Genomic DNA, 20,551 nt, shown 5'->3' with positions numbered 1-20,551 from the left:
TACGGCACAGAAGACGATCCGAGCTCTTGTCATCGACAGATCTTCTGTAAGTGGTTTCCCCAGTTGACTAAGGTAAGCCGCCGCCGGGCACCAGATGCTGTGTTTCGTGCCGGGGACGCATGATCAAAGGTCGCCGAGGACGCACACCGCCGCGGTCGCTAGGAGTGCTGCGGCTGTTTCCGGCATCGTCTCGGTGCCCCAGCGGAGGACCGGGAGGGCAACGTTCGGTCCCGAGCGCCCGCGCTGACGGCCGTCCGACTGCGAGGCGGAGGTCCGCGGCCGATCAGGCCGGGGTCAAGCCTGCCCGGCAGCGCGGGCCGCGATGACGCGTGGGTCGACTGCCCTGGCCGCTTCCGCCATGCGTTCTCCGGCGATCACGTGGACGACGCCGTTCCGCCGCACGATCGCCGGCCCGAGCGTGTTGCCGACCAGGTTGAAGATCCCGAGGACGGCGTCCCACTCGCGCACGTACACCGTACCGTCCCAGTCCACGAACGCGTGGTGGGTGCCTGCCGGGTGGGGCGGCGGCTCCGCGGCCCGGGTGGACCACACCGGCCGCGGAAGCGCCTGTGGAACCGGAGGACGGCGCGTCGCTTCCACCCCGGCGGGAGCTTGGCCGTCGTGTCGTCGACCCCGTCGATGTAGAAGCCGTGCGCTTCCTCGAAGGGGAGTCGGCGCCGAAGAGCGCGAAGATCTCCTCCGAGACCTCGTAGCCCGGCTTGCCGCGCTCCAAAAGCCTCGCGTTCGCGGGGTAGGCGTCGATCTCGCCGGAGGTCCGCATCAGGGCCGGTGCGTCCGGCCAGTCGACCAGGACGGACTGGCTCCCGACCACCACCACTGCGTCTGTCCTGAAGTGCGCGGCGAGGGCCCGGACGGCCCGCTCGAGGTCCTCCCGGGTCCTGACCGAAAGCGGGGCGGGCACCGGTCCGGCCTACGCGGCCAGGGCGAGCTTGGCCTTGCGCCAGATGCGCCGCCGCAGCGCCTCGTCCCGGAATCCCACGAGGGGGAGTGGCGAGGAGAGCCGGAGGCGCTCCATCTCGGGGCCCCGGCTCACGATGGCCCGCCTGACGTCCGCTGGGCCGCGGCCGAGGAGGCGGTCCCACTCCGCGGCGCAATCCAGCGCCCCCCTTCGGCCAAGCGCCGCCGTACGAAGTCGCGCGCCCGCTCAACCAGCGCCGGGTCCCGCGCGAGGCGGCGCGCGATCAGGCGGTGCATGATCAGCTTCGCCCGGTCGTTGACGCTCTCCTTGTTCACGGCGCTCGGCATGGATCTCTCCCGGGTCCGCTCCGAACGGACCTCGACAGCTTAAATGTCGCAACGAACAGCCTGAAAATCCACCACCGCCCGGTGACGCTCCGGTGCGGGACGCGACCGGCGGCGGGTCAGGCCGCCTCGGCAGCGCGCCCGGAAACGAAGTCGCGGTAGGCGCGGTGTGGCAGCCCCGCCAGCCCGCCCAGCAACTGGTCAAAGCTGGTGTGGCGGAAGTTGCGCCGGCTCCAGCGCTACGCGAACTCGTCGAGGTGGGCCCGCAGGTGCGCCCAAGGCATCATTACGTGGGCGGCCATCTTGCCGACCACCTTGGGCTGGTGGTCGTACTCGCCGGCGAGCGCCCAGTAAGCGGGCAGGCCGTCCGTCAGCAGGCCCGACTTCGGCGCCACCGCGCCGCGCACGAAGGCGCCAATCTTCTCCCCCGAGTAGTCGGGCAGCACCGCCAGCCTGGCGCGGCCGGGCCGGCCCTCCTCGCCGATCTCGACCGCCCCGATCAGCGCGACCTTGCCGAGGTGGTTCCGCCCGCGGCTGTTGGCCGTGAGGTCGTCCTCCTTGCTCCGGCACGGGATGCTTGCCTCGTCAACCTCGACCAGCCCCCGGAACAATGCGCCGCCGATTTGTTCCACAAGGTCCTGAAGTCAGGCTGCCGCATCGAAGCGGCAAGGCTGCGGACCGCCGAACGCCTGACCAAGTTGATCGCGCTGTTCTGCATCCTGGCCTGGCGCGTTTTTTGGAGCACCGTGGTTGCCCGCACCGCGCCATGTGCCCCGACCAAGACGATGTTGACCGAGACCGAAGTCGTTCTCCTCGACCGCACTGTGAGAGACCGACCATCAACACCTGCAGCAGCTACGCTGTCGCGCTACCTCAGGAAGATCGCCTGCCTCGGCGGCTACCTCGCTCGCGCCCGCGATCCACCACCCGGCATCATCGTTATGTGGCGCGGCTGGTCACGTCTGACAGACATGATGCTCGGAGCGGACGCCATGCAGCAGAAATATGGGTAATCGGAAGCGTGAGTGGACGCTTACGATGGAACACTGGCGACAATGGTACCTCCGGCTTGCGGCCTACGGGCCCTGGGCATTAGCCATAAGTAGAACAAGGCCGGGCATTCCCGAGCGTCCGCTTGTCCGTGGCATCCAGATTTTGCCGCAGTCATCGCGCAATAAAGCCCGGACCTACGGGACCGAGTCCACCAGCCCGGAATACACCCAGCCCCACGGTTCTTCGTCCCCAACCTGAACCCATCCAGCGTTCCTTGAGAAGACTCGCAGCCTGGCACCACCCGGCGCTGTGCGCACGATTGTTGAGTTCCCGTTCGGGGCTGCCCTGACATACCCAGCCTGCTTCATCGCAACGTGCTCGATTTCGCTCATCCTCGGTGCTGCCGAGGCTGGATTGGTGACCTGAGGCCAAGGAGGACCTGCCGCAGGCGGGGGTGTCTCGACCGGCTCCGCTCTCCATGGCTGCGCCAAGCGAGATGCCTCGCTGCCCTGCGGGGTCCGCACCGCCGGAGCAGGTTGACCTGCCTGCACCGGCTGGGCGGGCGCTGGCGAGGGCGCCGGAGGCGTGCCGGCGGGTGTCGAGGGCCGCACATTGGCTATAGAGGGCGGACTGTATCCGGGACTGGATGGACGGTGTCCGATTCCCGTGACCAAGGCCAGCGCCGCGACCGCGCCCGACATCGCTATTAAACGCTTGTGGGTCGTCCTGTCCTCGGGGACGACGGCGGCATCGGCGAGGGCCTGGGCATACTGGGGCAGGAGTTCCGCGGCCCGACCTTCGAGGGCTTGGCGTCGGGTCGTGTGGGCGACCACCGCGGCTCGCAGGCGGGTCAGTCCAGCGGCGACCTCGCGCTCCAGCTTCGTCCGCTCCGCGGCAATGTCGCGCTCGACCAGCGTAACCTCTGACGGCGACACCCCCTCGGTTTGGATCGAACCGGAAGGTGGCCTCGTGCGACCGGCGCCAGGCCAGGAGCTTGGCCACCGTGGCCGGGCCGAAGCCGGGCACGGCGAGCAGCCGGTGGCTGACGATATCGCTGGCGGCGTCGATGCCATGGCTGGCCAGGGTAGCGACCCGGGTCGGGCCGATCCCCGGAACCTTGGCATTGGTTAGGGAGAAGCGGTCCAAGTGGTCCTCGAAGCTGCTTGTCCCGCCGCTGCTCCTGCAGCTTCTGCAGGCGCTTGGCGCGTTCGCCTGGAAGAAGGTCGTGCTGATCCTTGATGCGGCTCAGACCGGCTCGGATCTCGGCAGTCCCCGGTCCAGGTAGTGGTGCGGCCCAGGCCCGCTGGAGCGCCTCCCAGTCCCGCTTCACGTCGGCCAGCTTTTGCTGGAAGGGGTTCTGGCGGTTGGTGCGGGCGTTGCGATGGATGATGAAGGCAATCACGCCGATGGCAGGCACCATCACTGCGCACAGGTCGGGCGGCGCGATGGCGAGGGTGCCAAGAAGGCTTGCCCCCACAGAGGCCCACGCTACGTATTTCAGGTTGCCTCCAACCCCGGCAAGCGCCAGCGCTGGAGAAGACGGGGCCGGGGCCGCCCCGGGCGGGAGGCGGACATCGGCCGACCGATGGAGGGTCAGGGACTTTCGACACTTCCTGCCATAGGGCGGCCATGCCGGTGACGCCGACTGTCGCCCCGGGCTTGAACACTACGGGAAACAGCGTGATCCCGCTGGCGTTCTCGATGGCGCACCAGGGGCAGGCGCTCAGGCCCTTGCGATAGTAGTGACCACCGTTCGTACCGCAGACCCGCAGATCGGACGATAGCTCGCCCAGAGCCGCCACCCACTGGTCCGCACCAGGCCGCCCACCGCGCACCGTCTCGGGAGCGAAGGCCTTCTCGAAGAGGTCCTGAATGGTCGGCGTTAGTGCACCGATTGGCAGGCTGCCCGGAGGTGGCTCCATGGCCGTCCGAGGCCGGTCTCGGGAGTAGGCGTAGCGCGACGCCTGGATGGCATCCTCGATCGAGGGCGGCTCGCCAGCGCCCTTGTAGCGGCCCGCGAAGGGATGGCGGGCGATGCAGAGCAACTGAAAGACGATGACGGCCAGGCCGAAGCTGTCCTGGTTCGGCGTCCTGACCACCCCGGCGTAGCTGGCGCGGCCCTGCATCTCCGGCGGCTGGTGGGTGCCCACGCCAACCTCACAGAACCAGGTGCTGCTGCCCTGGATGACCTGGAAGCTGTCGCAATCGATCATTCGAACGGTGGCATCTTGACCGACCACGAGGTTGCCGTGGTTCACATCACCGATGACCAGTCCCGCGGCATGCACGGTCGAGAACGAGCGCGCGGCGTTGGCGGCGGCGTGGATCAGAAAGCGCCAGTCGGCCGTCGGGAACTCCTGGAGGCGGAGCTTGGGCCCGTAAAGTTTGAAGACGGGTTCGTGCCCGCCGACCTTGGGCATCGTGAAGCCCGCGACCTTTCCCGACGGATCCTGCAGCGTCCCCGTCGGCCAGGCAGCGATCTTGAGAAGCGAAGGGGTCGCCATCCTCGCCATGGCGGAGAGCTTGGCGGCGTGCTGGGCACTGGGCGGCTTGAGGTAGACCTTGGCGACAGCATCCGGCTGCCCGACCACGTCAAAGACGGCGCCCTCTCCACCGCGGCCGAGTTCCTTGCCCAGGGCAATGGGATTGCCCGAGGCGTCGAGAAGTCGGCCCGGCTTCACGGGACGGAGATCTTCTCGAGTGGCAGCGCCCGGGTGGCGATGACCAGGGTCTTGTCGTCGTCCGTACGCCTGTTGACGTGGTCCGATCCGAGGTAAGCCGCCAATCCCGGGGACGGCGCTCCTGAGTGGTCCGGCTCGGTGCTTGCCAGCCACTCGAAGATGGGCTGGAAGGCCGGGCCGTGGACCGTCTTCGCCGCCATGTCGAGCACGAGACGCTCGATGCCATCCGAGAAGATGGCGATCTCATCCATCGCGGGCTGGATCTCGAACTGCAGAACGCGCTCCGCACCATCCTGGGTGATGAAGTAGGTGCTGTTGGCGTACTCGCCGTGCTGCGGCCAGAAGATCCATGAGTACCCGGAGGCCTCCTCGCTCGAGACCACGATGGCGCCGTCTCCGATCTGGACGTAGGCCGCCGTATCCGGGCCGACAACGGCGCCGAGCAGGGTGCAGGCGTAGTCGTTCGGCTCGGCGCCGTCCCGGGCGGCGCGGGCACCAATAGCGTCCCGGATGTCGTCGAACCACACATCCACGAAGTCGCGGTCGATGGCCTTGAGGTCAGGCGCCCCGGCCACGGCTTCCGCGGAACCGTTCCAGGAAGCTCTCCACGGCCAGCGCCGATCCGATGTCGGACCGCTTGGCTGTGCCCGCCCCATCGCTCACCGCGGCGACCAGCACCTCCATTCCATCGGCGGCTTTCACCACACGACAGCCCCCGCATCCTGGCAGACAGTGCCGTTCTTCTGGTGCGAGGTGCCGATTGAGGAAGCGAAGGCGGTCCGCCACCCTCTTCCGGTGGTCACACCGCGGACCATCCGGAGGGTGGCGGCAGGGCGACGAGTTGGCCCGGCTGGGACCGTGCGACGCCACCCAGGGAGCTGGACAACCAAGTGAACAGCTCCCGGAAGCTGAGGCCTTGGAGCTTCAGCGGCGGGCGGTTCGGGCTGCAGATCTGGCCGAGCTTGCCCATGTCGGCACCCTCGACGCCAACCGCGAAGAAGGAGAAGGCCTTTCCGCTCCGGGCTGTCTCCTGGCGGACACGCTCGGCTGCAGCAGCGTAGTTGTCCGTCGGCGCACCATCAGTGATCAGGAAGACCCAGGGGCGGTAGTAAGCCACGCCCGCTTGCTTGTAGATCGCCTTGCGGGTCTCGAGCATGTCTAGGCCCTGCATGATGGCCGCGCCCATGGGTGTGTCGCCCCCGGCATGCAGGGTGGGGGGCTGGAACAGGTCGGCGGTCTCGAAGTCCGAGAGCACGTTGACGGGCCCGAAGGTCATCATGGCAACCTCGACGCGCTGCGAGGCCATCGCCGTCCCCAGTCAGCTCCTCCCTAAAAGTTCGGAGGCCGTCGTTCAAGGCGGTGATCGGCCTCCCGTTCATGGAGCCCGAAGTGTCGAGGAGTAGAAGGCAGGGGCACCTCGGCTCAGGGGTTCTCGATCAGACTGGGCGGGACGAAGGGGATCTGGTCCGAGAAGCTCATGGGCATCCTTCCGGGGAGACTGGTAGGATAAACAGTTGACGCACCTCGCAACAAGTCAACTCCCGGCAGGAACGGACGCATCCTTGCCAGGGTCCTGGTGCCTGTGCTGACTTAGCAACGGAGGGAACGAATGGGCTGGCGCTTCAGGAAATCATTCAAGATCCTCCCGGGTGTCCGGATGAACGTCGGGTCGAAGGGCGTGACAAGTTGGTCCTTCGGTGGCCGCGGCGTCAGGGCCAATGTCGGGAAGCGCGGGACTACGACGACCTACAGCCTCTTCGGCACGGGTCTCTCGTATCGGACCCATATTCCTCGAGCGCGACCCGGCCAGGCGACCGTCGCGGTCAGGCCCGGTCCTCAGGTGGCCCCGCCGCCTTCCTCGCCGGGACCAGCGTTAACCAGGCGACGGCCGGTGGGAGTCTACGCCCTCGTCGGGGTGGCCGCGCTGATCACCTATGTCGTGCTGAAGCCAGAGGGGTCTCCACCCCAAGATCGGGCCGCGCCCGTGCAGGCCAGCTATCGCGCTCCGGAGGAGTCGCGCTCCTCTCTCCCGGCAGTACCGGCCACCGTTACAACTGCCGCTGCAGCGCAACGCCGAGGGTCGCCGCGCTTGCGTCCTCGGCGGGTTCCGTTCCTCCGGGGGAGGCTATGACGACGACCGGTGCCAACGTTCGATCGTCGGCGTCGATGTCTGGCTCGGTGGTTCGAGTTCTCGATGCTGGCACGCGAGTGCGGGTGGTGGGCCAGGAGGGAAGCTGGCGCCGGGTCGCCGATCCGAGCGGGGAGCCCTGGGGCTGGGTGCACGGTTCTATTCTTCGGTAGGCTGCCCCTCAATACGGTTTCGGGCCGCCACCCGGGAAAACCTGTTGTCCGCCTGCGGACTCTTTTGGTTTGTCTGGAAGGTGCGACCGAAAATTGGCTGAGCTGACGGCACGATTGGTTAAAAGCATTCATGGGTACCCGCCACCTGGGACGGGCGGCATCGGCCAGCGCGGCAGCGAGCCCCACTCGGCCGGGGAGAAAAGGCGCAGGGAGTCCCAGGCCGACGGCCAGGCGCCACCCGGTCCGTGGTTCGCGTCGAAGATCTCGAAGTCGAGCCCCGTCCGATGCAGGAAGTAACCGACCGCGAGGCCGGACTGCCCGCCGCCGATGACGATGACCTGTCTGCTCTGGGTTCCCGGCATCCGGGGTCTAGCGAGCCGCCACCCGGCCTGCCCCTCGGTCGTCACCAGCCGCGGGTCCGCATGACGATGTGGACGACCGAGAGCATCACCGGCACCTCCACAAGCACGCCGACCACGGTGGCCAGCGCGGCGCCGCTCTCGAACCCGAACAGGCTGATGGCGGCAGCCACCGCCAAGCTCGAAGAAGTTGCTGGCACCGATGAGGGCCGACGGCCCGGCGACGCTGTGCGACGAGCCGCACTGGCGGTTCAGCAGATAGGCAAGGCCCGCGTTGAAGTAGACCTGAATGAGAATGGGCACCGCGAGCAGCAGGATGACCAGCGGCTGCGCCAGGATCTGTTGGCCCTGGAAGCCAAAGAGCAGCACCAGGGTGGTGAGCAAGGCGACCAAGGACATTGGGTTCAGCGCCTTCAGGGTGCGCTGCAGGGCCACCTCGCCACCGGAGGCGAGCAGCGACCGACGCCAAATCTGCGCCGCGACGAGGGGCACGATGATGTAGAGGCCCACTGAGAGCAGCAGCGTGTCCCAGGGCACGGTGATGGCGGACATGCCGAGCAGCAGGCCCACCACCGGCGCGAAGGCCACAACCATGATGGCGTCGTTCAGCGCGACTTGGCTGAGGGTGAAGTTCGGCTCGCCATCCGTCAGGCGGCTCCAGACGAACACCATCGCCGTGCAGGGCGCTGCGGCGAGCAGGATGAGCCCGGCGATGTAGCTGTCGATCTGTCCGGCGGGCAGCCAGGGCCGGAACAGCCAGCCGATGAAGAGCCAGCCGAGCAGCGCCATGGAGAAGGGCTTCACTAGCCAGTTCACGCCGAGGGTGACGGCGATGCCTCGCCAGTGCTGCGCGACCTGCCCCATGGCGGCGAAGTCCACGCGGAGCAGCATGGGCACGATCATCAGCCAGATGAGTGCCGCGACCGGGATGTTGACCTGGGCAACCTCCAGCCCGCCGAGGGCGTGGAAGAAGCCCGGCATGACCGCGCCGAGCGCGATGCCAGCGACGATGCAGAGCGCGACCCAAAGGGTCAGGTAGCGCTCGAACGTGCCCATCGCCGCCTTGCGGCTCTGGATTGCGGCCTCCGCCTGCGCCGACACGCTCATGCCGCCACTCCCTTCGCCACCCGGCGGCCCCGCTCATCGACGACTGGCTCGCCGTCCTCCTTGGCGAAGGCGCCGCGCTGCGGGTTCGGCAGGATGTCGAGCACCGCCTCGGACGGTCTGCACAGCTTCACCCCGAGCGGCGTCACCACGATGGGCCGGTTGATGAGGATGGGGTGCGCCATCATCGCGTCGAGCAGCTGGTCGTCGGTCAGCGACGGGTCGCCGAGGCCGAGTGCCGCATAGGGCGTGCCCTTCTGGCGGAGCACATCGCGCACCGGCACGCCTATGCGCAGGATGAGGTCCTCCAGCTCCTTCCGGGAGGGTGGCCTCTTCAGGTACTCGATGATGGTCGGTTCCTTGCCGCTGTTGCGGATGAGGCCAAGGACGTTGCGGGACGTCCCGCAGGCCGAGTTGTGGTAAATGGTGACGGTCACGGGGCTCTCCGGACGTGGTCGAGCTTCAGGCGGCTGAGGCGCCCTTGGACGCGCTGGCCGTGGCGGGGTCGCAGGCGGGGCCGCAACTGGCGTTGCCGCCGCAGCAATGCTCGGTCAGGTAGGCCACGAGGCCGTTCATTGTGTCCGGGACCATGGCGTAGAAAAGCTGGCGGCTGACGCGCCGCTGGGTGACCAGGCCCGCATGCAGGAGCTGCTGCAGGTGGAAGGTCAGCGACGACGGCGGAATGCCCAGCCGCTCGGCGATGACGCCCGCAGGAGCCCATCCGGCCCCTGCTCGACCAGAATGCGGAAGACCTGCAACCTCGAATCCTGGGCCAAGGCCCCGAGCGCCGCGACGGCCTGTTTGGAATCCATCTGGCTGTCCCTACGACATTTTGTCCTTGGTCGTAGGATGCGGTGGCCCGCGCCTCGGATTCAACGGCATTCATCGAAATGTCGCAGCCAGTGTGGCAGCGCCGATCGGACCCAAGTCCGATCGGACTGAAGCCCGATCAGACCGCAATCCGGCGTTCCTGGGCCTGCAGGGGCAGCATAAAGGTCAGCGTCATGCAGGCCGCCAGCATCGCCGCCGAACCCCAGAGGCATGCCTGAAGGCCACCCCACTGCGTCAGGATGCCGGACAGCAGGATGCCGAACAGGCGCCCTCCGGCATTGGCGGCGTAGTAGAAGCCGACGTCCTCGGCGGCCTTCTCCGAGCCTGCGTAGGCCAGGATCAGATAGCTGTGGAGCGACGAGTTGACCGCAAAGGCGAAGCCGAACACCGCCAAGCCGACGACCACGATGACATCCGGACGCCCGACGTCGCCGGTGGCCAGCAGGAGGGCGATGGCGGCCGGGATCGCGGTCAGGGCCGCAGCCCAGAGCCGCGCCTCGGGAACCTCCCGCGACAGCCCGTCCTCGCTGCGGCGGACGACCGACGGCGCCAGGGCCTGCACCCCGCCGTAGCCGATGGTCCAGGCGGCGAGGAAGGTCGAGACCCCGACGTAGTGCCAGCCCTGGCTGTAGAGGAAGACCGGCAGGCCGACGACGAACCAGACGTCGCGGGAGCCGAACATGAAGATCCGGGCGCCAGCGAGCAGGTTCACGCCCCGGCTCTTCGCCATGAGCTTCGAAGCTCTTCGATGCCTTGGCCTTGCCGAGCTCGCGCGGCAGCGACAGCAACACGCCTGCCAGGGCGGCGGCCAACAGAGCCACACCAGCAGCCAGAGCGCCGGACGGAACCCGACGAACTGGAGCAAGGCGCCGCCCACGAAGAAGCCGAAGCCCTTCATGGCGTTCTTGGAGCCGGTGAACCAAGCCACCCATCGGAACAGCTGACCGGCGCCCTGCTGCGAGGTCGCCTTGATGGCGGACTTGGAGGCGGTCTTGGTCAGGTCCTTGGCCACCCCGGAGATGCCCTGGGCGGCCACCACCCAGGCGACCGACCTGGCCGCGCCCCAGGTCGGGTCGAGCGCCGACAGCACGAGGCAGTCCGCAGATCTGCAGGCTGAGGCCAACGGAGAGCATGCGGGGGATGCCGAAGCGCGCCGCCAGCCAGCCTCCACCGAAGTTGGCGAAGATGCCCGCCGCCTCGTAGAGCAGGAACAGGAAGGCCAGCGTGAACGGCGTGTAGCCGAGCTGGTAGAAGTGCAGCAGCACCAGCATCCGCAGCGCCCCGTCCGTGAGGGTGAACCCCCAGTAGGCGCCGGTCACGACGAGGTAGTTGCGGATGCCTGACATCATGCCCCCGTTCGATGACGATGTTGGCCAGGTCCACCATCCGGCAGGCGTAGCCCATCTCGTTGTCGTACCAGGCGTAGACCTTCAGCAGGGTGCCGTCGGTCACCATGGTGCTCGGCCCGTCGACGATCGCGCTGCGGGTGTCGTTGGCGTAGTCGGCCGAGACCAGCGGTCGCGTCTCGAAGCCGAGGATGCCTGCGAGCGGCCCGGCCGCCGCCGCGCGGAACAGCTCGTTGACCTCGGTCTCGGTGGTCTCGCGCCGCATCTCGAAGACGGCATCCGTCAGCGAGGCATTCAGCACCGGTGCCCGGACGGCGTGACCGTTCAGGCGGCCCTTGAGCTCAGGGTAGATGAGCGAGATGGCGGTGGCGCTGCCGGTTGTCGTCGGCTGGAGGGACAGCATGGCCGAGCGGGCTCGGCGCAGGTCCTTGTGCGGCGCGTCCACGACCACGTTGGTGTTCGTCGGGTCGTGGATGGTGGTGATCTGACCGTGGCGGATGCCGATGGCCTCGTGGACCACCTTCACCACCGGGGCGAGGCAGTTGGTAGTGCACGAGGCGGCGGTCAGCAGTCGGTGTTCTCTCGGGTCGTAGCGGTCGTCATTGACGCCGACGACCACGTTCAGAGCGGACCCGTCCTTGACCGGCGCCGCCACGATGACGCGCTTCACGCCTCGGTCGAAGTAGCCCTGGAGCTGCTCCTGCTTGAGGAACTTGCCGGTGCATTCCAGGACGATGTCGCAGCCCAGGTCGCCCCAGGGCACCTCGGCCGGGCTGGCTTCCGCAGTGAATCCGATGCGCCGATTGCCGATGGTGATGGCTCGGTCTCCCTCGGCGCCTATCCGCTCGCGCCAGCGGCCGTGGATGCTGTCGAACTCGAGGAGGTGGGCCGTCGCCTCGGCGCCGCCCTTGAGCTCGTTCACATGGACGACGTCCAGCCGGTTGGCCGCGCGCGGATCCTCGTTCTCCCGGAAGACGCCACCTAGGGCCGCGCGGAGCGCCAGCCTCCCGATGCGGCCCATGCCGTTGATGCCGACGCGCATCTCAGCGGCTCCCATCGAGGGAGACCGGAGCCTCGCCGAGGTCGTTCAGCCGGTGCCGCAGCGACATGCGGTCCAGCGAGGCGATGGGCAGGCTGGTGAAGATGCCGATGCGCCGGTGCAGGCTCGCGTAGAGCTCGTTCAGCAGCAGCGCCCGCTCGGTGGTCCCCCGGCGAACTGGGCTGGACTGGGCTGGGCCGGGCAGCGGCCAGGAGGCCGTGATGGCGTGGTCGCCGAAGTCCGGGCAGTGCTGGCCGCGCAGGGTGTCGCAGAGAGCGATGACGAAATCCATGCGCGGCGCCTCGCCATGCGTGAACTCGTTCCAGGACTTGCAGCGCAGGCCGGAGATGTCGTGCCCCAGGGCCTGGAGCTTCTCGACGACTTCGGGCATTGGCCGCGGCGCCGGGTCCGACCCCGGCCGAGTAGGCCCGGAACCGGTCCCCTCCCACCTTGTCCAGGATGGCCTCGGCCATCAGGGAGCGCGCCGAGTTGCGTGTGCACAGGAAGAGCACGTTGAAGGCCGGTGTCATGGATTTCCTCTCGACGACGGGGGCGGGACCGAGGCGGGCGATGTCGCCACAGAGCTCGGGTTGGCCGGAGCAGCAGGTCTCGGTCAGGAAGGCGACCAGCTCGGCGGAGCGAGGCGAGCCGGACCGCGTGGATGACCTGACGGCTCTGCCGGGTCGACTGGGTCAGCCCGGCGCGCTCGAGTGCGCTGAGGTGGAACGACGCCGTCGAAGGCGGCAGGCCGAGGCATTCGGCCACCTCGCCCGCTGGCAGGCCGGTCGGCCCTGCGGAAAGCAGTACGCGCAGGAGACCAAGGCGGGTCTCCTGTGAAAGGGCTCCGAAGACCTGGGCGGCATCTCTGGCTTCCATATTTCCATTAAAGCCGTCATGTCCTCGGCCGTGTGTGACATTTGCGGGTCAGGGGTCGGGCCTGGGTGCCCTTCGCGGCAAGAGAGCCGCCTATGGCATCCGGCACCTAGGGCTAAATCTCGGGCGGTCTTGCCGTCAGACGGCGACGCGCCCGCAGGTCGGCAATCTTGCACTCCACCTCCGCCAAGTGCTCATGCGCGATGCGATCGCGGCGTCCTGGGCCTCGCCTACCTTGAGAAGTTGCTCTAGCCCCAGTCGGCGGCCCCCGACCCGTCCGGCCGCGAGAGCCTCAGAGCCAGGACGCTCGCCGCCACCGAGCCCAGGGTGTCCATGACGATGTCGATGATGGTGTCGTGCTTGCCCTTGATGACGTCGCCCGGGGCGACCTGGTCAAAGCCCCACTCGGCCACCTCCCAGAGCGCGCCGATGGCGATGCCGACGCTCGCCACCAGGAGGACCAGCAGGAGGCGGTGGCCGCGCTCCCCGTCGAGCGCCCGGCCGCACACGAACAGGGCGAGCCAGAGCGTCAGGGCGAGGATGGTGCAGGCGTGCAGGACGCGGTCGAACCACCAGAACCGCTGGTACAGGTCGAACACGTAGCCCGCGACGTTCGCCGCCCCCATGACAGCGAGCAGCGCCCAGGGGATCCAGCGGCCCTCGGGGGTTGGCTGCATGGCCATGCCCCGCGTCAGACCACGTGGTCCGGCCGCAGACCGCAGGCCCGCGCCGCCTCGGGCGTCTCCAGCTGCACCGTGGGGTGCGCGATGCCGAACCGCTCCCGGCAGCCGGACTGCACGCGCACGAGAAGCTCGCGGTCGCCGCCCGCGTCGTCGCGGACCAGGTGCGCGGTCAGCGCCGTCTCGGTCGTGCCCATGGCCCAGATGTGCATGTCGTGGACCTCGGTCACCCCGGGCAGGCCAGCCAGCCACGCCCTCACCTCGTCCGGGTCGATGCCCGAGGGGACGGCGCCCATCGCCAGGTCCACGGAGTCCCGCAGCAGGCCCCAGGTGCCGACCAGGATCACCGCGCCGATGGCGAGGCTGACCGCCGGGTCGAGCCAGAGCCAGCCGGTCTGGCGGATCACCAGCGCGGCGATGATGACGCCGACCGTCACCCCCGCGTCCGCCGCCATGTGCAGGAAGGCGCCGCGGACGTTGATGTCGCCTTTGCGGCCCGACATGAAGAGCCACGCCGTCCCGGCGTTGACCGCCACCCCGACCGCCGCCACCCAGAGCACCGTCCCGCTGGCGACCGGCTCGGGTTCGGCGAGGCGCCGGACCGCCTCCCAGCCGATGGCGCCGACCGCGACCAGCAGGAGCACCGCGTTGGCCAGCGCCGCCAGGGTGGAGCTCGCCTTCCAGCCGTAGGTGCGGCGCCGCGTCGGGCCCCGCTTGGACAGCAGCGTCGCCCCCAGGCCAGCAGCAGGCCGAGCACGTCCGAGAGGTTGTGCCCAGCGTCCGCCAGCAGGGCCAGCGAGCCGGACAGGATGCCGAACACGCCCTCCAGGACCACGTAGATCGAGTTCAGGGCGATGCCGATCAGGAAGGCCCGCCCGAAGTCCGCGGGCGCGTGCGAGTGCCCGGGGCCGTGCGCGTGGGAGTGCCCGCCCCCGTGGTGGTCGTGGTGCCCGCCGTGGTCGTGGTCATGCGGCATGTTGAGTTCCCCTGTTCCCTGCCCTGTAAACGCCCGGCCCAGAGCTGCTGTTCGTTGGCGTGGAGGGCACGAGCGGCCGCGGGCCCGAAGTCACCATCACGGCGGCCACCGCCACTGAACCCGCCGGTCCTTGATGTCGCCGAGGCGCCCGGCGGCGCCTCGGCGTTCGCCCCTACTTCGCGGGCAGCGGCTCCGGCACCCGCGCCCGGCGCCCCGAGCCGGGCACCGGCGCCAACCCGGGGCCGCCCGACCGAGTCCTCGGGCGGCGGCGCGTCGGCGCTGCCGAAACGGGCGTAGAGGGCGGGCAGCACCATCAGGGTCAGCAGGGTCGCGGTGATCAGGCCGCCGATGACCACCGTGGCGATCGGCTTCTGGACCTCCGCGCCCGCCCCGGTGGCGATCGCCATCGGCACGAAGCCGAGCGAGGCGACCAGCGCCGTCATCGCCACTGGCCGCAGCCGGTCCATCGCCCCCTGCCGGATGGCCTCGTCCCGGCCCAACCCCTCACCGCGCAGCTGCTTGATGTGGTTCAGCATGACCAGGCCGTTCAGCACCGCCACTCCCGAGGAGTGCGATGAAGCCGACCGCCGCCGAGACCGACAGCGGCATGTCGCGCAACCAGAGCAGGGCGACGCCGCCGGTCAGCGCCAGGGGTACCGCGCTGAACACCAGCAGGGCGTCGCGCGGCGAGCCGAGGGCCGTGTAGAGCAGCAGGAAGATCAGGAAGAAGACGCCGGGCACCACCACCATCAGGCGGGTGCGCGCCGCATCGAGGTTCTCGAACTGCCCGCCCCAGGTGATCGAGTAGCCGGGCGGCGGCCGGACCTCGCGCTCCACCCGCGCCTGCGCCTCCGCGACCACCGAGGCGATGTCGCGGCCGCGGACGTTCGCGGTGACCACGACGCGTCGCCTGCCGTTCTCCCGGCTGACTTGGTTCGGCCCCTCGGTCAGCCGGAAGGAGGCGAGGCTCCTGAGCGGCACGGTCGCCGCGCCGCCCGCGCGCCCCTCCCCGGGCAGGGCCACCGGCAGGTTCCGCAGCGCCTCGAAGTCGGCGCGCACCGCCTCCGGCACCCGGACGACGATGGCGAAGCGGCGGTCGCCCTCGAAGACCCAACCGGCCTCGCGGCCGCCGATGGCGGTGCCGATGACCTCCTGCACCGCGTTCAGGCTGAGCCCGCGCCGGGCGATCTCGGCCTTGTCCACGGTGATCTCGAGGAAGGGCAGCCCGGTCGCCTGCTCAACCCGGACGTCCTCGGCACCCGCGACGCCGCGCAGGATGCCCGCGACCTGGTTGGCGGCCGCGAGCATCGGCCCGAACTCCTCGCCGAACACCTTCACGGCGAGGTCGCCGCGGGTGCCCGCCAGCAGCTCGTTGAACCGCATCTGGATGGGCTGGGTGAACTCGTAGTTGTTGCCGGGCAGTTGTCCCACGGCCTTCTCGATGCGCCGCACCAGATCCTCCTTGGGCAGCGCCGGGTCCGGCCACTGGTCGCGCGGCTTCAGGATGATGAACGCGTCCGAGACGTTGGGCGGCATCGGATCGGCCGCCACCTCGGCGGTGCCGGTCTTCGAGAAGACCACCGCGACCTCGGCGAAGCGCGAGACGGTGTCCTCGATCCGGAGCTGCATCGCCTGCGACTGGGTCAGCGACGTCGAGGGGATGCGCAGCGCGTGCATGGCGATGTTGCCCTCGTCGAGCTGCGGGATGAACTCCGAGCCAAGCCGCGAGCCGAGGAAAAGCGAGACAAGGAAAAGCAGCGCCGAGGCGCCGACGACCGGCAACGGGCGCCGCAGGGCCAGACGCAAGGCCGGGGCGTAGCCGCGCTTGAGCGCCCGCACCAGCCAGTTGTCCTTCTCCTGCACCTTGCCGGTCACGACCAGCGCAACCATCGCTGGGACGAAGGTGAGCGAGAGGACGAAGGCCACCGCCAGCGCGATGATCACGGTCAGCGCCATGGGCGCGAACATCTTGCCCTCGACGCCCTGGAAGGTGAGCAGCGGCACGTAGACGAGGATGATGATTCCTTGGCCGAACACCGATGGCCGGATCATCTCCCGTGCCGAGGCGGCCACCGTCCGAAGGCGCTCCTCCAGGGAAAGGGCGCGCCCGAGCGCGTGCTGCCGCTCGGCCAGGTGGCGCAGGCTGTTCTCCGCGATGATGACGGCGCCGTCCACGATGAGGCCGAAGTCGAGCGCGCCGAGGCTCATCAGGTTGGCGCTGATGCCGCCCTGCAGCATGCCGGTGGCGGTCAGCAGCATGGTCACGGGGATGACGAGCGCCGTGACCACCGCCGCCCGCAGGTTTCCGAGCAGCAGGAACAGCACCACGACGACCAACAGCGCGCCCTCGGCCAGGTTCTTGGCCACCGTGTGGATGGTCGCGTCGACCAGTTCGGTGCGGTTGAGCACGGTGCGCAGCTGGACGCCGGGCGGCAGGGTGCGGGCAATCTCCTTGACCTTGGCGTCGACCGCGGCGGCGACCGTGCGGCTGTTCTCGCCGATCAGCATCAGCGCCGTGCCGACCACCGCCTCCTTGCCGTCGGCACTCGCGCTGCCCGTCCGCAGTTCCCTGCCGACCTCAACCCGGGCGAGGTCGCGCACCCGCACGGGCACGCCCTCGCGGGTCGCCACCACGACGTTGCCGATGTCCTCGATGGTCTCGAGGCGGCCGCCGGAGCGGACCACGTAGCCCTCGCCACCACGCTCGATGTAGCCCGCGCCACGGCTGGCGTTGTTGCGCTCCAGCGCCTCCGCCACGTCGGCGAAGGACAAGCCGAGCCCGATCAGCCGGGCCGGGTCGGGCTGGACGTGGTACTGCTTCACGAAGCCGCCGATGGCGTCCACCCCCGCGACGCCCGGCACGTTCCGGAGCTGCGGCCGGATGACCCAGTCCTGCAGGGTGCGGAGGTAGGCCGTGCGCTCCAGCTCCGTGGCAAGGCGTTGCCCCTCCGGGGTCAGGTAGCTCCCGTCCGCCTGCCAGCCCGGCCTGCCTTCGCGCGCGGTGTCGCCCTGCTTCCGCGGTGCCCAGTCCACGGTCCACATGTAGACCTCGCCGAGGCCCGTCGAGATCGGGCCCATGCGCGGCTCGGCCCCCTCCGGCAGCACCTCGCGCGCCTCGGCCAGCCGCTCCAGAACCTGCTGGCGGGCGTAGTAGATGTCCAGGTCGTCGCGGAAGACGGCGACGACCTGGCTGAAGCCGTTGCGCGACAGCGAGCGCGTGGACTGAAGGCCGCGGATGCCCGCCAGCGCGGTCTCCACTGGGAAGGTGACCTGCTTCTCCACCTCGTAGGGCGAGAGGGCGGGCGCGACGGTGTTGATCTGCACCTGGTTGTTGGTGATGTCGGGCACCGCGTCGATGGGCAGCGACTGCAAGGAGCGTAGGCCAAACCCGGCAGCGGCGGCGACCAGCAGCACCACCAGCCAGCGCTGGTGGACCGAGAAGTCGAGGATGCGTGCGATCATGGTCCGGCGCCCCTAGTGCGAGTGCTCGGCCTCGGCCTTGCCGAGTTCCGCCTTGAGGACGAAGGTGTTGGCGGCGGCGTATCAGCTCGCCCGGGTCGAGGCCGAAGACCACCTCGACCCCGTCCCGGTCGCCACGGCCGAGCACCACCTCGCGCTTCTCGAAGCCCTCGGGCGTACGCACGAACACCACGGTCTCGCCGCCGATTTCTTGCACGGCACCGCGTGGCACCAGCACGTCCACGCGCCGTTCCTCGGAGGCGACCTCGGCGGTGACGAAGGCGCCCGGCCGCAAGGTGCCCTCCGGGTTCGGCACCTCCACCACGGCGCGGGCCGAGCGCGTCTCGGGATCGAGCACCGGGCTGAGGAAGACGATACGCCCCTCGCCGTGCGCCTCTCCGCCGATGCGCACCGTCATGCCCTCCTTCACGAAGGCCAGGTCGGTGGGAGGGACCGCCATCTCCACCCAGACGGTGGAGAGATCGGCCAGGGTGTAGACCTCCGCCTCGGCCGGGACCGCGTCGCCGAGCATCTTGGGACGGGACGTGACCCGCCCGGCGATGGGCGCCCGGACCTCCTGCCGCCGCAGCGCCTCAATGGGCTGGCGAGGCAACGCCTCGATCTCTGCCTGGCCGAGGCCGATGGCGGCCAGCTTCTGGCGGGCGAGGTCGAGGCGGATCTGCGCCTCCTGCCAGTCGGTCCGCGCCTTGAGGAAGTCCTGCTCGGCGGAGACCCGGCGTTGCCACAGCCGCTGCTCCCGCTCGAAGGTGACGCGGGCAAGCTCGGTGGTCCGCAGCGCGGCGAGGTATTCGCCCTTCGCGGTGGCGATCTCGGCGCTCTCGACCACCGCCAGGACCTCACCGGCCGCCACCACCTCCCCGAGCCGCCTGTTCAGAGCGGTGACGATGCCCGCCACCCGGGCGGGGACATGGGCCAGCCGGTCGGCATTGGCGGCTACGGTCCCGGGCAGCGACACGCGCCGCGCCACCGTGCCTGGACCCGTCTCCGCCACCTCGATCCGGGCGCCCGCGATCTGCTCCTCCGTCATGTGGACGGCGCCCTCGGGGACCTCGTCGCCGTGCTCCTCCCCGGGACCATGGGCGTGGCCCTTGCCGCCGCCCTCGGGTTCCGCGGCGCGAGCCGGGGGCGCGGTCCCGACCGCCGGGGCGAGGCCGAGCGTAGACCGCAGGGTGGCGGGCACGCCGGGCACCAACGTGGCGGCGCCCAGGGTGACCAGGGCGCCCGCGAGGAAGGTGAGAACGGATTTCATGGTCACTGCTTCCCGGCGGCGGCGGAGGTCGGCATGGAGGTGGCAGCGCGGCCGCGCAGCCGAGCGATGTCGGCGCGCACCTGCTGCACTTCGAGCAGGGCGGCGTTGAGCTGCTCGCGCGCGTCGGACAGGGCACGCTGGGCGTCGAGAACCTCAAGCAGCGAGAACTTGCCAGCCGCATAGCCCTCGCGCGCCGCCGCGGCGGCCTCCCCGGCCGCGGGAAGGACAATGCGGCGAAGGAGTCCGCGGCGCGCCAAGCCTGATCCAGGCGCCGCTCAGGAATCTGCGAGGCCCGCATCGAGGTAGAGCCGTCCGCGTTCCGCCTCGGCCTCGGCCCGGCTCACCTCGGCGCCCGCGCGGAGGATGTTGCCCTGGTTCCGGTCGAAGACCGGCAGCGGCACGCTGAGGCCGAGCACGAAGGCAGTGTCGCCGCCAGACTCGCGGAACCGCCGGACCCCGGCGCCGACCGACACGTCCGGAATGGCGTTCCGGCGTTGGAGGTCCAGCTCAGCGCGGCGCTGGTCGATGAGCGCGTCCAATCGGGCGCGGTCGAGCTGCCCTGGCGGCAGGGCCGCCGCCCGGCCGGGGTCGGGGCGCGGGCCGACGTCGTCGAACCAGGTCGCCCGGGCGGGCATGACCTCCACCCCGGGCGACGCCAGCAGCACCGAGAGGGCGCGCAGCGCGACCGCCGCCTCCCGCTGCGAGCGCTCGGCGAAGACCGCGGCGGTCTCGCGCGCCACCTCGGCGCGGCGCTGCAAGGGGAATGCCTCACGTCCGGCCTCGACCCGGGCGCGGGTGGCGCGCAGCACCTCGTCGGCCAGCCGCACCCGCTCGCGGGCGATCTCCACCGCCCGGCCCGTGGCCACCGCCTCGGCCATGGCGCGGACGACCTCGCGCACCAGGTCCAGGCGCACCGCCTCGACGTCGAGGCCGGTCAGCCCCACGGCCCGGTTCGCCGCCTCGATGCGCGCCTGCCGCTTGCCGCCGGTCTCGATGCGCTGCGACAGGCTGTAGGTGGTCTCCAGGGTGGAGACGCCGCCGTAACGCCCGCTGCCGCCGATGTTCTCGGCGTTGAAGGAGAAGTCCGGGTTCGGTCGCAGCCCAGCGGTGACGCGGTCGCCCTGCGTCGCCCGGCGGCCCGCCTCGGCGCTGCGCAGGATCGGCGCGCGCGCCAGGGCCAGTTCCACCGCCTGCTCGGGGGAGGTCAGCAAGAGCCTGTCGCCCGCATCGGGCGGTGCCGGGGCGGGCGCCGCCTGCGCCGCGCGACGCCGCGCCGGAGGGTCGGCGGCAGCGGCCGGGGGCGTGGTTGTGGCGAGGACGGCCGCGCCCAACAGGGCGAGCGGGAATGTGGAGCGGAATCGAGGAGACATGGCACC

General features: G+C 69.8%; 23 protein-coding genes and 4 pseudogenes. 4 read left to right on the top strand and 23 right to left on the bottom strand.

Translation table 11 applies throughout. The features are described from left to right. Positions 1-294: 294 nt before the first annotated feature. From ACQ86J_RS36105 to ACQ86J_RS36090, 4 genes are all read right to left on the bottom strand, one after another. Positions 295-474 carry a hypothetical protein gene (locus ACQ86J_RS36105; RefSeq protein ID WP_431269282.1) on the bottom strand — a complete coding sequence of 60 codons (180 nt, stop codon included), beginning with the start codon at positions 472-474 and terminating at the stop codon, positions 295-297. A gap of 457 nt (positions 475-931) precedes the next feature. Then, entirely contained in the window at positions 932-1,054 is a 123-nt protein-coding gene (locus ACQ86J_RS36100; RefSeq protein WP_431269281.1) for a hypothetical protein, read from the bottom strand. Beyond that, a complete protein-coding gene (locus ACQ86J_RS36095; RefSeq protein ID WP_431269280.1) occupies positions 1,051-1,266 on the bottom strand; it encodes a hypothetical protein in 216 nt (71 codons plus the stop codon). Before ACQ86J_RS36095 ends, ACQ86J_RS36100 begins: the two co-directional genes overlap by 4 nt. 236 nt (positions 1,267-1,502) lie before the next feature. Further along, positions 1,503-1,895, bottom strand: a complete 393-nt coding sequence (locus ACQ86J_RS36090; protein ID WP_431269279.1) for a transposase — start codon at positions 1,893-1,895, stop codon at positions 1,503-1,505. On the opposite strand from ACQ86J_RS36090, the gene ACQ86J_RS36085 reads away from it, so the two are divergent. Further along, the gene (locus tag ACQ86J_RS36085; protein ID WP_431269278.1) at positions 1,887-2,276 is read left to right on the top strand and encodes a hypothetical protein; all 390 of its coding nucleotides are present in this window, start codon (positions 1,887-1,889) and stop codon (positions 2,274-2,276) included. The two genes, ACQ86J_RS36090 and ACQ86J_RS36085, sit on opposite strands and share 9 nt — an antisense overlap. Before the next feature lie 174 nt (positions 2,277-2,450). On the opposite strand, the gene ACQ86J_RS36080 is transcribed toward ACQ86J_RS36085, so the two are convergent. Further along, positions 2,451-2,624, bottom strand: a complete 174-nt coding sequence (locus tag ACQ86J_RS36080) for an SH3 domain-containing protein (RefSeq protein WP_431272657.1) — start codon at positions 2,622-2,624, stop codon at positions 2,451-2,453. Between the two features lie 348 nt (positions 2,625-2,972). On the opposite strand from ACQ86J_RS36080, the gene ACQ86J_RS36075 reads away from it, so the two are divergent. Further along, positions 2,973-3,182, top strand: coding sequence for a hypothetical protein (locus tag ACQ86J_RS36075; protein WP_431269277.1), 210 nt, complete (start codon positions 2,973-2,975; stop codon positions 3,180-3,182). Positions 3,183-3,383: 201 nt separating this feature from the next. On the opposite strand, the gene ACQ86J_RS36070 is transcribed toward ACQ86J_RS36075, so the two are convergent. From ACQ86J_RS36070 to ACQ86J_RS36055, 4 genes are all read right to left on the bottom strand, one after another. Further along, a complete protein-coding gene (locus tag ACQ86J_RS36070; RefSeq protein WP_431269276.1) occupies positions 3,384-4,937 on the bottom strand; it encodes a helix-hairpin-helix domain-containing protein in 1,554 nt (517 codons plus the stop codon). Further along, on the bottom strand, positions 4,934-5,512 hold the full coding sequence (locus tag ACQ86J_RS36065) for a PP2C family serine/threonine-protein phosphatase (RefSeq protein WP_431269275.1): 579 nt from the start codon (positions 5,510-5,512) through the stop codon (positions 4,934-4,936). The genes ACQ86J_RS36070 and ACQ86J_RS36065 overlap by 4 nt, the downstream gene beginning before the upstream one ends. Then, positions 5,496-5,621, bottom strand: a complete 126-nt coding sequence (locus ACQ86J_RS36060) for a protein phosphatase 2C domain-containing protein (RefSeq protein ID WP_431269274.1) — start codon at positions 5,619-5,621, stop codon at positions 5,496-5,498. Before ACQ86J_RS36060 ends, ACQ86J_RS36065 begins: the two co-directional genes overlap by 17 nt. A 115-nt stretch (positions 5,622-5,736) precedes the next feature. Then, positions 5,737-6,243 (bottom strand): vWA domain-containing protein, encoded by a 507-nt coding sequence (locus ACQ86J_RS36055; protein ID WP_431269273.1) that lies wholly within the window; start codon positions 6,241-6,243, stop codon positions 5,737-5,739. A gap of 303 nt (positions 6,244-6,546) precedes the next feature. On the opposite strand from ACQ86J_RS36055, the gene ACQ86J_RS36050 reads away from it, so the two are divergent. After that, on the top strand, positions 6,547-7,068 hold the full coding sequence (locus tag ACQ86J_RS36050) for a DUF4236 domain-containing protein (protein ID WP_431269272.1): 522 nt from the start codon (positions 6,547-6,549) through the stop codon (positions 7,066-7,068). Then, the gene (locus ACQ86J_RS36045; protein WP_431269271.1) at positions 7,065-7,238 is read left to right on the top strand and encodes an SH3 domain-containing protein; all 174 of its coding nucleotides are present in this window, start codon (positions 7,065-7,067) and stop codon (positions 7,236-7,238) included. The genes ACQ86J_RS36050 and ACQ86J_RS36045 overlap by 4 nt, the downstream gene beginning before the upstream one ends. 128 nt (positions 7,239-7,366) lie before the next feature. Here the strand turns inward: ACQ86J_RS36045 and arsB are convergent, their stop codons facing one another. The 14 genes and pseudogenes from arsB to ACQ86J_RS35975 all read right to left on the bottom strand — a co-directional run bounded on the left by arsB (position 7,367) and on the right by ACQ86J_RS35975 (position 20,362). Continuing rightward, complete coding sequence (gene arsB / locus ACQ86J_RS36040) at positions 7,367-8,704, bottom strand: ACR3 family arsenite efflux transporter (protein WP_431269270.1); 1,338 nt, start codon at positions 8,702-8,704, stop codon at positions 7,367-7,369. Further along, on the bottom strand, positions 8,701-9,138 hold the full coding sequence (gene arsC / locus ACQ86J_RS36035) for an arsenate reductase (glutaredoxin) (protein WP_431269269.1): 438 nt from the start codon (positions 9,136-9,138) through the stop codon (positions 8,701-8,703). Before arsC ends, arsB begins: the two co-directional genes overlap by 4 nt. A gap of 25 nt (positions 9,139-9,163) precedes the next feature. Further along, positions 9,164-9,385, bottom strand: coding sequence for an ArsR/SmtB family transcription factor (locus ACQ86J_RS36030; protein WP_431272656.1), 222 nt, complete (start codon positions 9,383-9,385; stop codon positions 9,164-9,166). Then, positions 9,367-9,513 carry a hypothetical protein gene (locus ACQ86J_RS36025; RefSeq protein ID WP_431269268.1) on the bottom strand — a complete coding sequence of 49 codons (147 nt, stop codon included), beginning with the start codon at positions 9,511-9,513 and terminating at the stop codon, positions 9,367-9,369. Before ACQ86J_RS36025 ends, ACQ86J_RS36030 begins: the two co-directional genes overlap by 19 nt. A gap of 137 nt (positions 9,514-9,650) precedes the next feature. Then, positions 9,651-10,622 carry an organoarsenical effux MFS transporter ArsJ gene (locus ACQ86J_RS36020; protein ID WP_431269267.1) on the bottom strand — a complete coding sequence of 324 codons (972 nt, stop codon included), beginning with the start codon at positions 10,620-10,622 and terminating at the stop codon, positions 9,651-9,653. Beyond that, positions 10,529-11,920: an ArsJ-associated glyceraldehyde-3-phosphate dehydrogenase gene (locus ACQ86J_RS36015; protein ID WP_431269266.1), complete on the bottom strand. Its 1,392-nt coding sequence runs from the start codon at positions 11,918-11,920 to the stop codon at positions 10,529-10,531. Before ACQ86J_RS36015 ends, ACQ86J_RS36020 begins: the two co-directional genes overlap by 94 nt. Position 11,921: 1 nt before the next feature. Beyond that, positions 11,922-12,308, bottom strand: coding sequence for a hypothetical protein (locus ACQ86J_RS36010; protein ID WP_431272782.1), 387 nt, complete (start codon positions 12,306-12,308; stop codon positions 11,922-11,924). 350 nt (positions 12,309-12,658) lie between these two features. Then, positions 12,659-12,793 (bottom strand): annotated as a pseudogene (locus ACQ86J_RS36005) (protein-tyrosine-phosphatase); the annotation flags it as partial. A 245-nt stretch (positions 12,794-13,038) separates the two neighbouring features. Further along, positions 13,039-13,467 (bottom strand): hypothetical protein, encoded by a 429-nt coding sequence (locus tag ACQ86J_RS36000; RefSeq protein WP_431269265.1) that lies wholly within the window; start codon positions 13,465-13,467, stop codon positions 13,039-13,041. Positions 13,468-13,481: 14 nt separating this feature from the next. After that, a pseudogene (locus ACQ86J_RS35995) lies at positions 13,482-14,446 on the bottom strand (cation diffusion facilitator family transporter). After that, positions 14,332-15,000: an efflux RND transporter permease subunit gene (locus tag ACQ86J_RS35990; RefSeq protein WP_431269264.1), complete on the bottom strand. Its 669-nt coding sequence runs from the start codon at positions 14,998-15,000 to the stop codon at positions 14,332-14,334. Before ACQ86J_RS35990 ends, ACQ86J_RS35995 begins: the two are co-directional and overlap by 115 nt. Next, positions 14,951-17,908 carry an efflux RND transporter permease subunit gene (locus ACQ86J_RS35985; protein ID WP_431269263.1) on the bottom strand — a complete coding sequence of 986 codons (2,958 nt, stop codon included), beginning with the start codon at positions 17,906-17,908 and terminating at the stop codon, positions 14,951-14,953. The genes ACQ86J_RS35990 and ACQ86J_RS35985 overlap by 50 nt, the downstream gene beginning before the upstream one ends. Before the next feature lie 139 nt (positions 17,909-18,047). Then, positions 18,048-18,953, bottom strand: a pseudogene (locus ACQ86J_RS35980) (efflux RND transporter periplasmic adaptor subunit); the annotation flags it as partial. Between the two features lie 224 nt (positions 18,954-19,177). Next, a pseudogene (locus tag ACQ86J_RS35975) lies at positions 19,178-20,362 on the bottom strand (TolC family protein). Positions 20,363-20,551 lie beyond the last annotated feature (189 nt).

The sequence above is a fragment of the Dankookia sp. P2 genome (genome assembly GCF_050632255.1).
Classification (GTDB): Bacteria; Pseudomonadota; Alphaproteobacteria; order Acetobacterales; family Acetobacteraceae; genus Paracraurococcus.
Note: the sequence above shows the minus strand (reverse complement) of the source record. Positions and strands in the feature narration are given on the sequence as shown.

Excerpts from the sequence above, each read along its gene's own strand:
- ACQ86J_RS36050 (WP_431269272.1), top strand. The coding sequence starts at position 6,547 with ATGGGCTGGCGCTTCAGGAAATCATTCAAGATCCTCCCGGGTGTCCGG.
- ACQ86J_RS36015 (WP_431269266.1), bottom strand. The coding sequence starts at position 11,920 with ATGCGCGTCGGCATCAACGGCATGGGCCGCATCGGGAGGCTGGCGCTC.
- ACQ86J_RS35985 (WP_431269263.1), bottom strand. The coding sequence starts at position 17,908 with ATGATCGCACGCATCCTCGACTTCTCGGTCCACCAGCGCTGGCTGGTG.
- ACQ86J_RS36045 (WP_431269271.1), top strand. The coding sequence starts at position 7,065 with ATGACGACGACCGGTGCCAACGTTCGATCGTCGGCGTCGATGTCTGGC.
- ACQ86J_RS36060 (WP_431269274.1), bottom strand. The coding sequence starts at position 5,621 with ATGGAGGTGCTGGTCGCCGCGGTGAGCGATGGGGCGGGCACAGCCAAG.
- ACQ86J_RS36095 (WP_431269280.1), bottom strand. The coding sequence starts at position 1,266 with ATGCCGAGCGCCGTGAACAAGGAGAGCGTCAACGACCGGGCGAAGCTG.
- ACQ86J_RS36010 (WP_431272782.1), bottom strand. The coding sequence starts at position 12,308 with ATGCCCGAAGTCGTCGAGAAGCTCCAGGCCCTGGGGCACGACATCTCC.
- arsB (WP_431269270.1), bottom strand. The coding sequence starts at position 8,704 with ATGAGCGTGTCGGCGCAGGCGGAGGCCGCAATCCAGAGCCGCAAGGCG.
- ACQ86J_RS36025 (WP_431269268.1), bottom strand. The coding sequence starts at position 9,513 with ATGGATTCCAAACAGGCCGTCGCGGCGCTCGGGGCCTTGGCCCAGGAT.
- ACQ86J_RS36080 (WP_431272657.1), bottom strand. The coding sequence starts at position 2,624 with ATGAAGCAGGCTGGGTATGTCAGGGCAGCCCCGAACGGGAACTCAACA.
- ACQ86J_RS36055 (WP_431269273.1), bottom strand. The coding sequence starts at position 6,243 with ATGGCCTCGCAGCGCGTCGAGGTTGCCATGATGACCTTCGGGCCCGTC.
- ACQ86J_RS36000 (WP_431269265.1), bottom strand. The coding sequence starts at position 13,467 with ATGCAGCCAACCCCCGAGGGCCGCTGGATCCCCTGGGCGCTGCTCGCT.